At 64.7% G+C, this 13,768-nt stretch carries 10 protein-coding genes; 6 read left to right on the forward strand and 4 right to left on the reverse strand.

Going from position 1 to position 13,768, the window contains the following annotated elements:
* Window positions 1–163 precede the first annotated feature (163 nt).
* Together AC56LG_RS18765 and AC56LG_RS18770 are read left to right on the forward strand one after the other, a co-directional pair.
* Window positions 164–5,089, forward strand: a complete 4,926-nt coding sequence (locus AC56LG_RS18765) for a response regulator (RefSeq protein ID WP_497167579.1) — start codon at window positions 164–166, stop codon at window positions 5,087–5,089.
* A complete protein-coding gene (locus AC56LG_RS18770) occupies window positions 5,077–5,928 on the forward strand; it encodes a CheR family methyltransferase (RefSeq protein WP_497167580.1) in 852 nt (283 codons plus the stop codon). Before AC56LG_RS18765 ends, AC56LG_RS18770 begins: the two co-directional genes overlap by 13 nt.
* A gap of 152 nt (window positions 5,929–6,080) precedes the next feature.
* Here AC56LG_RS18770 and AC56LG_RS18775 read toward each other — a convergent pair whose 3' ends face one another.
* Together AC56LG_RS18775 and glpD are read right to left on the reverse strand one after the other, a co-directional pair.
* Entirely contained in the window at window positions 6,081–6,707 is a 627-nt protein-coding gene (locus AC56LG_RS18775; RefSeq protein WP_497167581.1) for a glutathione S-transferase family protein, read from the reverse strand.
* A 61-nt stretch (window positions 6,708–6,768) separates the two neighbouring features.
* The gene (gene glpD, locus AC56LG_RS18780) at window positions 6,769–8,298 is read right to left on the reverse strand and encodes a glycerol-3-phosphate dehydrogenase (RefSeq protein ID WP_497167713.1); all 1,530 of its coding nucleotides are present in this window, start codon (window positions 8,296–8,298) and stop codon (window positions 6,769–6,771) included.
* Between the two features lie 196 nt (window positions 8,299–8,494).
* Between glpD and AC56LG_RS18785 the strand changes: the two genes are divergently transcribed.
* Entirely contained in the window at window positions 8,495–9,127 is a 633-nt protein-coding gene (locus AC56LG_RS18785) for a phosphohydrolase (RefSeq protein ID WP_497167582.1), read from the forward strand.
* A 195-nt stretch (window positions 9,128–9,322) separates the two neighbouring features.
* The gene (locus tag AC56LG_RS18790) at window positions 9,323–9,496 is read left to right on the forward strand and encodes a hypothetical protein (protein WP_497167583.1); all 174 of its coding nucleotides are present in this window, start codon (window positions 9,323–9,325) and stop codon (window positions 9,494–9,496) included.
* A 26-nt stretch (window positions 9,497–9,522) separates the two neighbouring features.
* On the opposite strand, the gene AC56LG_RS18795 is transcribed toward AC56LG_RS18790, so the two are convergent.
* Both AC56LG_RS18795 and AC56LG_RS18800 read right to left on the reverse strand, forming a co-directional pair.
* Window positions 9,523–11,604, reverse strand: coding sequence for an ATP-dependent helicase (locus tag AC56LG_RS18795; RefSeq protein WP_497167584.1), 2,082 nt, complete (start codon window positions 11,602–11,604; stop codon window positions 9,523–9,525).
* 442 nt (window positions 11,605–12,046) lie between these two features.
* Entirely contained in the window at window positions 12,047–12,259 is a 213-nt protein-coding gene (locus AC56LG_RS18800) for a hypothetical protein (protein ID WP_497167585.1), read from the reverse strand.
* Between the two features lie 207 nt (window positions 12,260–12,466).
* On the opposite strand from AC56LG_RS18800, the gene AC56LG_RS18805 reads away from it, so the two are divergent.
* Both AC56LG_RS18805 and fghA read left to right on the forward strand, forming a co-directional pair.
* Window positions 12,467–12,643: a hypothetical protein gene (locus AC56LG_RS18805; RefSeq protein WP_497167586.1), complete on the forward strand. Its 177-nt coding sequence runs from the start codon at window positions 12,467–12,469 to the stop codon at window positions 12,641–12,643.
* A gap of 172 nt (window positions 12,644–12,815) precedes the next feature.
* Entirely contained in the window at window positions 12,816–13,655 is an 840-nt protein-coding gene (gene fghA / locus AC56LG_RS18810; RefSeq protein ID WP_497167587.1) for an S-formylglutathione hydrolase, read from the forward strand.
* The last annotated feature ends 113 nt before the right edge of the window (window positions 13,656–13,768 follow it).

Below are 13,768 nucleotides of genomic sequence, written 5' to 3' on the forward strand. Positions count from 1 at the left end.
TATCCTGGTTACAGAGCTTGACTTGATTTCGCACACGCGTATTGTTTCGACTTCTGGATATTTCCTTTTAACAGTTTCCCCTTAGTTTCGCTTGCGCGCAGCTTCCCGGCCATCGCGACAACAAGAACGCCGTATCACTTTCCAAAACAAGGATTACACGTCGATGAACACAATGACCGACATGGCCGAACAGCTGGATGTCAAACTCCTGCTGGCGACGCTGATGGCCCTGAAAAAGGGCGACTTTTCGGTACGCATGCCTTCCGACTGGACTGGCGTGTCGGGCAAGATCGCCGACACCCTGAACGACATCATCGAGACCAAGTCGAAGATGGTCGAAGCCGTGACCGAAGTGTCGCGCGTGGTCGGCCGCGAAGGCCACCTGACCCAGCGCGCCGACGTGCCGGGCGTGGTCGGCGGCTGGAGCACCATCATCAGTTCGGTCAACACCCTGATCGACGACCTGGTGCGTCCGACCACCGAAATGGCGCGCGTCATCGGCGCCGTGGCGAAAGGCGACCTGTCGCAGACCATGGCGCTCGAAGTGGACGGCCACCCCTTGAAGGGCCAGTACCTGCGCGCCGCCACCACCGCCAACACGATGGTGGAACAGCTCTCCTCCTTCTCCTCGGAAGTCACGCGCGTGGCGCGCGAAGTCGGCACCGAAGGCAAGCTCGGCGGCCAGGCACAAGTAAAAGGCGTGGCCGGCACCTGGAAAGACTTGACCGACTCGGTCAACTCGATGGCGGGTAACCTGACCTCGCAGGTGCGTAACATCGCGGAAGTGACCACCGCCGTGGCGAACGGCGACTTGTCGAAGAAGATCACGGTCGACGTGCGCGGCGAGATCCTGCAGCTGAAGGACACCATCAACGTCATGGTGGACCAGCTGCGCTCGTTCGCGTCGGAAGTCACGCGCGTGGCGCGCGAAGTCGGCACCGAAGGCAAACTGGGCGGCCAGGCTTACGTGCCGGGCGTGGGCGGCACCTGGAAGGACTTGACCGACAACGTCAACTTCATGGCCTCGAACCTGACGGGCCAGGTGCGTAACATCGCGACCGTGACGACCGCGGTGGCGAACGGCGACCTGTCGAAAAAGATTACCGTGGACGTCAAGGGCGAGATTCTCGAACTGAAGAACACGATCAACGTCATGGTCGACCAGTTGTCCTCGTTCTCCTCCGAAGTGACGCGCGTGGCGCGCGAAGTCGGTACCGAAGGCAAACTGGGCGGCCAGGCGCAGGTGAAGGGCGTGGCCGGCACCTGGAAGGACTTGACCGACTCGGTCAACTCGATGGCGGGTAACCTCACGGGCCAGGTGCGTAACATCGCCGACGTGACCACCGCCGTCGCGAACGGCGACTTGTCGAAGAAGATCACGGTGGACGTGAAGGGCGAGATTCTCGAGCTGAAGAACACCATCAACGTCATGGTCGACCAGCTGAACTCCTTTGCTTCCGAAGTCACCCGCGTCGCGCGGGAAGTCGGTACCGAGGGGCGCCTGGGCGGCCAGGCCAACGTGCCGGGCGTGGCGGGTACCTGGAAAGACTTGACCGACGGCGTGAACTCGATGGCGGGTAACCTGACCGGCCAGGTGCGTAACATCGCGGACGTGACCACCGCCGTGGCGAACGGCGACCTGTCGAAGAAAATTACCGTGGACGTCAAGGGCGAGATCCTTGAACTGAAGAACACGATCAACGTCATGGTCGACCAGCTGTCCTCGTTCGCATCCGAAGTGACCCGCGTGGCGCGCGAGGTCGGTACCGAAGGCAAGCTCGGCGGCCAGGCTTACGTGCCGGGCGTCGGCGGTACCTGGAAGGACCTGACCGACAACGTCAACTTCATGGCATCGAACCTGACCGGCCAGGTGCGTAACATCGCGGCGGTGACGACCGCGGTGGCGCGCGGTGACTTGTCGAAGAAGATTACCGTCGACGTGAAGGGCGAGATCCTGGAACTGAAGGACACCATCAACGTCATGGTCGACCAGTTGTCGTCGTTCGCCTCCGAGGTGACGCGCGTGGCGCGCGAGGTGGGGACCGAGGGCAAGCTGGGCGGCCAGGCCAACGTGTCCGGTGTGGCCGGTACCTGGAAAGACTTGACGGAAAACGTCAACCAGCTGGCGGCGAATCTCACCAACCAGATGCGCGCCATCGGCGAAGTAGCAACAGCCGTGACCCGTGGTGACCTCTCGCGTTCGATCCAGGTGGAGGCGCGCGGCGAGGTGTCCTACCTGAAGGACAACATCAACGAGATGATCCGCAACCTGAAGGAAACCACGCAAAAGAACGCGCAGCAGGATTGGCTGAAAACCAACCTGGCGCGCTTCACGCGCCTGCTGCAGGGCCAGCGCGACCTGGGTGCGGTGACCAAACTGATCCTGTCCGAGCTGGCGCCGCTGGTGTCGGCGCACCACGGCGTGTTCTACATGATGGACTCGCAGGAGCTCGATGCGCGCCTGCGCATGATCGCCTCCTACGGCTACCGTTCCAACCGCAAGCTGCCGACCTCCTTCCTGCCGGGCGAAGGCCTGGTGGGCCAGTGCGCGCTGGAGAAGAGCCGTATCTGGCTGACCGACGTGCCGCGCGATTACATCGTGGTGTCCTCGGGCCTGGGCTCGGCGCCGCCGAACAACATCGTGGTGCTGCCGATCCTGTTCGAACAGCAGGTGAAAGCCGTCATCGAGATCGCCTCGCTCGACCGCTTCACCGAAACCCACCTCTCCTTCCTCGACCAGCTGATGGAGTCGATCGGCGTCGTCTTGAACACGATCGAGGCGAACAGCCGTACCGAGTCGCTGCTGACCCAGTCGCAGTCGCTGGCGCAGGAACTGCAGCAGACCAACCAGGAGCTGGCCGAAAAGGCGCGCCTGCTGTCCGAGCAGAACATCGAGGTGGAACGCAAGAACCGCGAGGTGGAGCAGGCGAAACTGGCCCTGGAAGAAAAGGCGACCCAGCTGGCGCTGTCCTCGAAATACAAGTCCGAGTTCCTGGCGAATATGTCGCACGAACTGCGTACGCCATTGAACTCGCTGCTGATCCTGGCGCAGCAGCTGTCCGATAACCCGGAGGGCAACTTGTCCGGCAAACAGGTCGAATTCGCCAAGACCATCCACGGCTCCGGTTCCGACCTGCTGACCCTGATTAACGACATTCTCGACCTCTCGAAGATCGAGTCGGGTACCGTCACCCTGGACGTGTCGGAATACCGCTTCGCCAACCTGCGCAACTACGTCGACCGCACCTTCCGCCACATGGCCGAAGCCAAGCACCTCGGTTTCCAGGTCGACCTGGCGGAAAACCTGCCGACCGCCGTGATGACGGATACCACGCGCCTGCAGCAGGTGTTGAAGAACCTGCTGTCGAACGCATTCAAATTTACGAGCCACGGCCAGGTCGCGCTGAACATCAGCCTGGTGACCAGCGGCTGGACGGCCGATCACCCGCACCTGCTGCATGCGGACGCGGTGCTCGCGTTCTCGGTCAGCGACAGCGGCGTCGGCATCCCGCAAGACAAGCTGCAGCTGATCTTCGAAGCCTTCCAGCAGGCCGACGGCTCGACCGCCCGCAAGTATGGCGGCACGGGCCTGGGCCTGTCGATTTCGCGCGAACTGGCGCGTCTGCTGGGCGGCGAAATCCGGGTGGAGTCGACCGTCAACGTCGGCTCCACCTTCACGCTCTACCTGCCGTACAACCGCGCCGGCTTCATCAACTACGAAGCGAGCCGCCAGCCACAGCCTGCCCGCCTGGTGGCGCCGAGCGCGGCGCCGCTGGCCGCGCCGATCACCTACATACCAGCCGGGGCCGGGGCCGGCGACAGCGGCGCCGTGGCCACCATCGAAGTGCAGGCGCCGACCAACAGCAACCTGGTCGAATACGCGTCGATGCTGGACGACCGCGGCCTGATCGCCCCGGGCGACCCGTCGGTGCTGATCGTCGAGGACGATGACCGCTTCGCCAAGACCGTGCTCGAACTGGCGCGCGAGAAGAACTTCAAGGGCATCGTCACCCACCGCGGCGACTCGGCCCTGTCCCTTGCCCGCGATTACCTGCCCTCGGCGATTTTGCTCGACATCGACCTGCCGGACATCGACGGCTTCACGGTGCTCGATCGCCTGAAACGCGACCCGAGCACGCGCCACATCCCGGTGCACGTGGTCTCGGCGCTGCGCGAGCGCGAGCGCGCGCTGCGCCAGGGTGCGATCTCCTTCCTGAACAAGCCGGTCGAACGCGAACTGCTGGAAGAGGAATTCGCGCGCATCCAGAAGTTCCTGGTCGGCGGCAAGCGTAGCCTGCTGGTGGTGGAAGACGACATGGCCCAGCGCGAGCTGATCGTGAACCTGATCGGCGACAGCGACCTGAACATGGTGACCGTGGAGACCGGCCAGGCCGCGCTGGAGGCGCTCGAAGCCCAGCACTTCGACTGCATGGTGCTCGACCTGACGCTGCCGGACATCTCGGGTTTCGATTTGCTCGACCAGATCGGCAAGAAGCCGGCGCTGCGCGACCTGCCGATCGTGATCTACACGGCGCAGGAACTCAATCGCAAGGAAGTCACCAAGCTCAAGAAATACGCCAAGACCATCGTCATCAAGGATGCCCGTTCGCCCGAGCGCCTGCTCGACGAGACGGCGCTGTTCCTGCACCGTTCGCACGCCTCGCTGCCGGAACTGCAGCGCAAGATGCTGGAAGAGATCCACGCGCTCGATGGCGGCCTGGCCGGACGCAAGGTGTTGATCGTCGACGACGACCTGCGCAACATCTTCGCCCTGTCCTCGCTGCTGGAGCGCCAGCAGATGCAGGTGCTGTTCGCCGAGAATGGCCGCGACGGCATCGAGGTGCTGGAAAAGGACCCGACCATCGAGATCGTCCTGATGGACATCATGATGCCGGAGATGGACGGCTACGACACGATGCGCGCGATCCGCCGGATTCCGAAGTTCAAGTCGCTGCCGATCATCACCCTGACCGCGAAAGCGATGAAGGGCGACCGCGACAAGTGCATCGCCGCCGGCGCGTCCGACTACATCACCAAGCCTGTCGACGTGGCGCAACTGCTGTCGCTGATGCGTGTGTGGCTGCATTGACTGCCTTTGCATCGTTCGCGGCCTCGTTGGCGGTCGAGGAGCTGGAGATCGAGCTGTTGCTGGAAGCGTTAAGCCAGCGCCACGGCTACGATTTCCGCGACTACGAGCGTGCGACCGTGCGGCGCAAGCTGCTCGCGGTGATGGCCGAACGCGGACTGAAGACAGTCTCGGCGCTGCAGGAGCGCGTGCTGCACGAGCCCGGCGCCGCCTGCGCCGTCCTGCGCGCGCTGGCATGGGCGCCGAGCGGCCTGTTCGCCGATCCGGCCTGGGCACGGGAGGCGCGCGCAGTGCTGGGAAAGTCGCTGCGGCCGGCGGCCGTGCCGAAAGTCTGGCTGGCCGAATGCGCCGGCGTCGGCGAGGCCTGGACGCTGGCGATCCTGCTGCACGAGGAAGGCCTGCTCGCACGCACCGAAATATTTGCGACCATGGGCAACGACGAGCTGCTGCTGGATGCTCGCGAAGCCGGGATCGATGCGACAGCACTGCCCGCGCTGCAGGAGAGTTATAGGCAGAGCGGCGGCGGCGGCCGGCTGGCGGACCATTTCGAAGTGCGCGACGGCCGCGCCTTTCTGCTGCCGCGCCTGCGTGCGCGCATCACCTGGGCCGGCCACAACCTGGTGACGGACGCCTCGTTCAACGAGTTCCAGGCCATCATCTGCCGCCGCGCCCTGGCCGATTTCGGCCCGCTGCTGCGCCAGCGCGTGCTGCGCCTGTTCCACGACAGCCTGGCGCGTTTCGGCGTGCTGGGGCTCGACCGCGAACTGGGGACGGGAGATGCACATGCGGGGGCGTATCAGGCGCTGCCCGGGGCCTTGCCGTGGTATCGCCGATCATTGTAGGGTGGACGGCTCTGCCGTCCACGCGGTGATCGCTATCGGCTCCGCTATCGTGTCGGATGATCTCGCCGATAACTATCACCGCGTGGGCGCTCACACGCCGCCGATGCTCATCGTTGCGGGTGGAGCCGACCACCCTACCGCAAGCAACGTTCCTATTTTGACCCGATCGCGCTCGGCCGCTCGGCGATGCGGTCGCGCCAGGCTTGCAGGTGCGTCATGCCTTCATCGCCCGGTCGGAAGCGCAGCAGGCCGCGGCCGAATTCGAGGGCGCAGAAGGCGGTGATGTCGGCGATGGTGAAGCGCTCGCCCGCCACGTAGGGCTGGCGCGCCAGGTGCTGGTCGAGCCAGCGCGCGGTGATGCGCATCTTGTCGGCCTGGGCGGCGCCGAAGTCCTTGAATTGCGGCGTCTCCAGCGGCGCCAGCGCCGGGTGCGTGTGACGCGCGCTGCTGGCCGTTTCCAGCAGCAGGTGCAGTTCCATGCGGCGGTCGGCCATCTCGATAAAGGCGCGCTCCTCGAAGTCGACGCCCATCAGGTTCGGTTCCGGATAACGGCCTTCCAGCCAGGTGCAGATGGCGCGCGTTTCGCTGAGCACGCGGCCGTCGTCGAATTCCAGCGCCGGCACCCGCCCGAGCGGATTTTTCGCGATGAAGCGCTCGCTGCGCTGTTCGCCGGCGAGGATGTCGATCATCTCGGTCTCGATGCCGGCGATGCCCTTTTCGAGGATGAACATGCTCACCCGGCGCGGGTTGGGCGCGTGGCTGCTGATATACAGTTTCATGGGGTCTCCTTCGGTTGTCGTTATTGTTGCCGCACCGAGGATCATATCCCCAAACTGATGACTACAGCGCCAGCGCCCCCTGGCGCGCCACGATCCAGTCGTCCAGCAGCGCCGCGCTGCCGGGCGCCACGTGCAGGCCGAGCTTGCTGCGGCGCCACAGGATGTCGGCGCTGCCGCGCGCCCACTCGTGGGTCATCAGGTAGTCGATCTCGGCTTCGTACAGCCCCGGCAGCACTTCCTGGCCCATGTCGGCCAGGCTGCTCCTGCGCGCCAGCAGGATGCCGATGCGGGTGCCGTAGGCGCGCGCGTAGCGGGCGACCAGGCTCGGGGGCAGCCACGGGTAGCGCGTGCCCAGGCGCGCGCTCCAGCCGTCGAATTCGAGCGCGCCGCGCTTGTCCGGGCGCGGGCCGTACAGGTCGCCGCCCGGCAGGCAGGCGCCGGCGGTCCAAGCGGGTGCCGCATGTTCAAGGGCCTGCGCGATCCAGTCGACCGCCTGCTCGGCCAGCTTGCGGCTGGTGGTGATCTTGCCGCCGAAAACGGACAGCAGCGGCGCCCCGGCCACATCTGGCTCAAGCCGGAAATCGCGCGTGGCCGCCGCCGCGCTGGCCGCCTCGTCTTCCACCAGCGGACGCACGCCGGCATAGCTCCACAACACGTCGCCCGGCGTGATGGCGCGCCTGAAATAGCGGTTGGCCAGCTGGCACAGGTACAGCGTTTCCTCGGCGCTGATCGCCACCTTGTCGAGTTCGCCCCGGTAATCGACGTCGGTGGTGCCGACCAGGGTGAACGCACCCTCGTAAGGCAGCGCGAACACGATGCGCCCGTCGGGATGCTGGAAGATGTAACCGTGCGGATGGTCGAACAGGCGCGGCACGACGATATGGCTGCCCTTGATGAGGCGCAGCGCGCGCCCGCCCGGGGTGTTGGTGGCACCATGCAGGAAACGCGCCGCCCAGGGGCCGGCGGCATTCACCAGGCAGCGCGCCTGGACGTGCACATGGCGTCCCTGTGCCTCCAGTGTCGTGCTCCAGCCGTCCGGCTGGCGCTGCAACGCGCCGCAACGGGCGTGGGTCAGGATCACGGCGCCGTGTTCATGGGCGTCGAGCGCGTTGAGCACCACCAGGCGGGCGTCGTCGACCCAGCCGTCGGAATACATGAAGCCCTGCGTGAATTGCGGCAGCAGCGGCGCACCGGCCGGGTGGCTGCGCAGGTCGAGCCCGTGCGAACCCGGCAGGAATTCGCGCCGCGCCAGGCGGTCGTACAGGAACAGGCCGGCGCGGATCAGCCAGGCGGGACGCGTTCCTCTGTCATGGGGCATCACGAAGCGTAGCGGACGCATGATGTGCGGCGCCGAGCGCAGCAGCGTTTCGCGCTCGATCAGCGCCTTGCGTACCAGGCCGAATTCGTAATGCTCGAGGTAGCGCAGGCCGCCGTGGATCAGTTTGCTCGACGCCGACGAGGTGTGCTGGGCCAGGTCATCCTTTTCGCACAGCACCACCCGCAACCCGCGCCCGGCCGCGTCGCGCGCGATCGCCGCGCCGTTGATGCCGCCGCCGACGATCAGTACGTCGCATTCGAACCGCTTGACCAGGTCATCCACGGCGCTTCCTCCGGAAAAAAGCAAACCGGTCCAGTGTATGCCGCTCCGCATGGTGCATGTTCGCATGGATCAAGGCGCCGGGCTGCGAAATCCGTTATGCCATGGGGCACGCCAGATTCACCGGACGCGGCCGTCCGCCCCGCCCCTGTAGAATTGGCGCCATGACCACGATGATCGATCCCCGCTGATGGCGCAGCAACGCGCCTGGGTGCGCATGCCCTCGGGCAAGCGCCTGGACTTGCTCAATCCGACCCCCTTCGACTGGGACGACGCCGACCTCGCCCTCGGCCTGGCGCGCACCTACCGCTGGGGCGGGCATTCGGCCTGGCCGCTGCCGCTCTCGGTCGCCCAGCACTCGATCACAGTGATGCTGCTGCAGCGCGCGGAGATGAAGGGACGCGTCGAGCCACTGCACGAGTTGCGCGAACTGCTGCACGACGCCGAGGAAGGCTTGCTCGGCTTCGACGCGCTATCGGTCATCAAGCCCTTCCTCGGCGAAGGCTTCCGCGAACTGTCGCAGCGCCTCGAACACGCGGTCTTCCTGCGCTATGGCCTGCCCTCGTGGACGCCGGCCGACCATGCACGCCACAAGCGCGCCGACCGCCTGGCCGCCGCCAGCGAAGCGGTGCACGTGGCCGGCTGGTCGCGCGAGGAAGTGCGGCGCACCCTCAAGATCCAGGCCGCGGTGCTGCAGGACGATCCGCTGGCAGGCATGTACGGCTGCGCGCCCTGGGAACCCTGGCCGCCGGCGCTGGCCTGCGAGCGCTTCCTGGCCGAACTCGACCGCCTGAAGGCGGCCGCCGGGGTGGCAGGAAAGTGACACGCCAGCTTGTCATGCTGCAGTCGCGTCGATGGTGGATACTGTCAAAATGCCAAGCATTTGGTTGTTGCTATTTCGCTCACTCTACTTCTGCCGCCTTCCTCGCGGAGGACTTGAGCAATCGCAAAGAACGATAACTAAGCCATTGATTTTATTATGTTTACATCGATATCCACAAGAAATGTGGATAACTATGTGGAAAAGCACCTCTTGACAAGCCGCAAGCGCAGTATTGATGCGGGTTTCAACAAAATGCCCAATCTACAGGCAGAAATCGAGTCCTTTAAAATCAATGGCTTGCACGCCATGTGGTTTGGTGAACGGACTCAGCATCAGAAGATTCCTACAAACTCCTACAACGGGGGATAAGTCGTCATTACCTGCCCCGTACCTCATCATTTCCACGCATTGCGCGCGCGGTCCCGCACCAGCATGCGCACGCTGTCCGGCATCGGCTTTTTGGACTTCGCGGTGTCGGCCGTGATCCAGACGCATTCCTCGAAATGCTTGAGCATGGCCGGCGTGACGAAGCGGGTGCGCGCAGCGTACACGTGGCGATCACCCATCTGCGCTTGCTGCTTGATGAAGAAGCGGTTCGGCACCACCAGGTGCAAGTGTTCCCTGGCGCGCGTCATCGCCACGTACAGCAGGCGCCGCTCTTCCTCGATCTCTTCCGCGCTGCCGGTGCTCATGTCAGAGGGAATGCAGCCGTCGACCACGTTCAGCACGTGCACCGACTTCCATTCCTGGCCCTTGGACGAGTGGATCGTCGACAGGATCAGGTAATCCTCGTCGAGCAAGGGCGGGCCGGCGCGATCGCTCGTCGCCTCGGGCGGGTCGAGCGTGATCTCGGCCAGGAAGCTTTCGCGGGTGCCGTGGCCGCCCGCCAGTGCGGCCAGCTGGGCGATGTCGGCGGCGCGCACGGTGGCGTCGTCGTGCAGGCGCTCGAGATGCGGCAGGTACCAGTCGCGCACCAGTTCGATGTCGGCCGGCCAGCGCAGTCCGGGCGTGCGCAGCCTGCGGTAGAGGGTAACGAATTCCTGCCAGTCGCCCGCGCTTTTCGCCGGCGCCGTGAAGGTTTCAACCGCGTGCAGCGCTTCCGGCGCCGTGGCCACCGCGTCGAGCAGGCGCGTGGCCGTGGCCGGGCCGATCCCCGGAATCAGTTGCAGTACCCGGAACCCGGCCATGCGCCCGTTCGGGTTCTGGGCAAAGCGCAGCACTGCCAGCACGTCCTTGATGTGCGCGGCTTCCAGGAATTTCAGCCCGCCGAATTTCACGAACGGGATATTGCGGCGCATGAGTTCGAGTTCGAGTGCCGCGCTGTGGCTGGTGGCGCGAAACAGCACCGCCTGGGTAGTGAGCTTGATGCCCGCTTCGCGCTGCTCGAGGATGCGGTTGCAGACCCAGCGCGCCTGCTCGGCCTCGTCCGGGATCAGGACCAGTTGCGGCAGGCTGCTGGCGACCTTGTCGGTCCACAGCGTCTTGGCGTGGCGTTCGAGCGCGGCGGCGATCACGGCGTTCGAGGCGTCCAGGATCGGCTGGGTCGAGCGGTAATTGCGGTCGAGCGTAATGACCCGCGCCGGCTGCGAGAACTGCGCCGGAAAATCGAGGATGTTGCGCACCGTCGCGCCGCGGAAGGAATAGATCGACTGGGCATCGTCGCCGACCACCATCACCCCTTCTCCGCCCGGCTTCATGCCGGTGATGATCGCCGCCTGCAGGCGGTTGGTATCCTGGTATTCGTCGACCAGCACGTGGTCGAACAGGCTGCCGATTTCCGGCCCCAGTTCGGGGTCGGCCGCCATCTCGGCCCAGAACAGCAGCAGGTCGTCGTAGTCGAGCACGTTCTGCTCCTGCTTGGCGTCGACGTAGGCGCCGAACAGGCGTTTCAGCTCGGCTTCCCACTCGCAGCACCAGGGAAAGGTGCTCTGCAAGACCAGGTCGAGCGGCTCGCGCGAATTGACGACGCGCGAATAGATCGACAGACAGGTGCCTTTCAGCGGGAAGCGCTTGGCAGTCCCGGTCAGCCCGATCTCGTGGCGCACCAGTCCCATCAGGTCTTCGGAATCGCCGCGGTCGTGGATCGTGAACGATTCGTCGAGGCCGATGCGTCCCGAGAATTCGCGCAGCAGGCGCGCACCGATGCTGTGGAAGGTGCCGGCCCACGGCAGCGTGGCGGCGCCGTCGGTGCGTCCGCCCATGATCCGCTGCAGCACATTGCCGGCGCACTGGGCCATCTCATTGGCGGCGCGCCGCGAGAAGGTCAGCAGCAGGATGCGCTGCGGATCGGCGCCATCCATGATCAGGCGCGCCACCCGGTGCGCCAGCGTATTCGTCTTGCCGGAACCGGCGCCGGCCACCACCAGCAACGGCCGGCTGGCAGGCGCGCCGATGTCGTGTTCGACCGCTGCGCGCTGTTCGGGATTCAGGCTGGCGAAGGGATCGTCGACAGGAGGCGCAAGGCTGGCAGCAGACATAAGGTGGATGGCAATGAAAAAACACCGCCACTGTACATTTGTCCAGTAAGGCTTCGCAAGTGCATTTTGCGCCCGTTAGCGCCTGCTCTGTCGTAAAAAGGTCGCGCCCGCGTTGGGTCGAGTTCGCGTAGTACACGATCCACACGCGCTAAGTGGCCGTAACTAAAGAACTTTTCCGGATATCCACAAAGTCTGTGAATAACTTTGTGGAAAAGACAGGGCTTGACAGCCTGAAATGCCGTCAGGATGCGGCTTTCAATAACTTGCCCATTCGACGGGCAAGCGTCAATTCAAAAGAAATCAATGACTTGCGAGATCATGTGCATGACTAACCCAAGATGCACAAAAGATAAAAAAAAAGAAATTTTTGTGTATAAGCGCTAGTAGCCGAGCGCAACAAAAATGACGCTTTGATATCGAAAAAAGCTGACCTCTGGAAACTTCAAGCGCCGGAGCGGCGCCGGTGCGGTTCAAGTAAGACCCGCTCGATGACGTGCCCACGAATATCGCGCGTACGCAGGTACTCGACCGCGGACATGGTGTTGCTGCTGCCCTGCACCGCGATGCCGGCATCGACGATCACGCGGCGGCGTGCGTCGGTTCGGGCCTCGATGGCCGGTAGCAGCACCGCCCCCTCGCATTCAACGTTTTCCATCGTGACCTCGTTCCGTCGGGTTGATGTTTTTGCCCTGAGAAGTATTCCTCAAACCGGTTGGATGTCAATGTCAACTTCCTATCGAAAACAACAAATTGTTGCCCGGACGTGTACATCGATCAGGTGTCGGTCGCCAACTCAAGCGGGCGCCGCCTTCCCGGCGAACGGCATAGAATCGCCTGCACTCCAACCACCTGCGAGGCTTCCATGAGCACGACTCCCGAACCCGACCTGAACCCCGGCGACGAAGCATCTCCTGGCACGCCTGGTGCCGGCGAAGACGTTTGCGAAGCCTGCGCCGGCAGCGGCAAGCTGGCCGACGGCAAATCCTGTCCGCAGTGCGGCGGCAGCGGACGCGTCATGCGCGGGATCGGCGGCGGCTAAGTCCGTTCTGCAAGCACTCCCGCAGCGTACGCGCCGATCATGACAGTGGCGTGACTACATGCCGGGCGGGCCATCAGGCCCGTCCCTCCCATTTATGCACCCGAGCCCGGCATGCGGCTTGTCGAACTGGCATACTTGCAGCATCGACCACCCTGACCACCCGGAGCCCTCCATGCTTACTCTCCTCAGCGAACACGCCTGTTTCGGTGGCGTCCAGCGCTTCTACCAGCACGATTCCAGCGCCATCGGCCTGCCGATGCGCTTTTCGATCTACCTGCCGCCCGGCTTCGAGGCCAAGGGGCTGCCGGTCATGCTCTACCTCGCCGGCCTGACCTGCACCGAAGAAACGTTCGCCATCAAGGGCGGCGCCCAGCGCGTGGCGGCCGAGGAAGGCCTGGCGCTGGTCATGCCCGACACCAGCCCGCGCGGCGCCAACGTTCCTGGCGAAACCGACAGCTGGGACTTCGGCGTGGGCGCCGGCTTCTACGTCGACGCGACGCAGGAGCCGTGGTCGCGGCATTACCGCATGTACAGCTACATCCTCGAACTGCGCGAACTGGTGCTGCGCGAATTCGGCCTCGACGCCGAACGCTGCGGTATCTTCGGCCATTCGATGGGCGGGCACGGCGCGCTGGTGCTAGCCCTGCGCAACCCGACGCTGTTCCGCTCGGTCTCGGCCTTTGCGCCGATCGCCGCCCCGACGCGCTGCCCCTGGGGCGACAAGGCCTTTTCCGGCTACCTGGGAGCGGACAAGGCCAGCTGGAATGCGTACGACGCCACCGAACTGGTGGCGTCCGGTCCGGTGCGCTTCCCGCAGGGCATCCTGATCGACCAGGGCCTGGCCGACAAATTCCTGGCCGAGCAGCTCAACCCGGACGCCTTCGAAGCGGCCTGCGCCGAGGCTGGCCAGCCGCTGACCCTGCGCCGCCATGCGGGTTACGACCACGGTTACTACTTCATCTCGACCTTCGTCGAGGAACACCTGCGCCTGCACGGCAGTCAGCTCGGCTGAAGCAGGTTCCGACCGCCGGAATCCGTCACGGTTCCGGCCGGTCGCACCCTTTCTGCCCTCGCGCAAACCGCTTTTCCCGCGCGCCCGCGCAGCCTCTTCCCGACCCTTGAAAA

Source organism: Telluria sp. ZB2R32 (assembly GCF_059685715.1).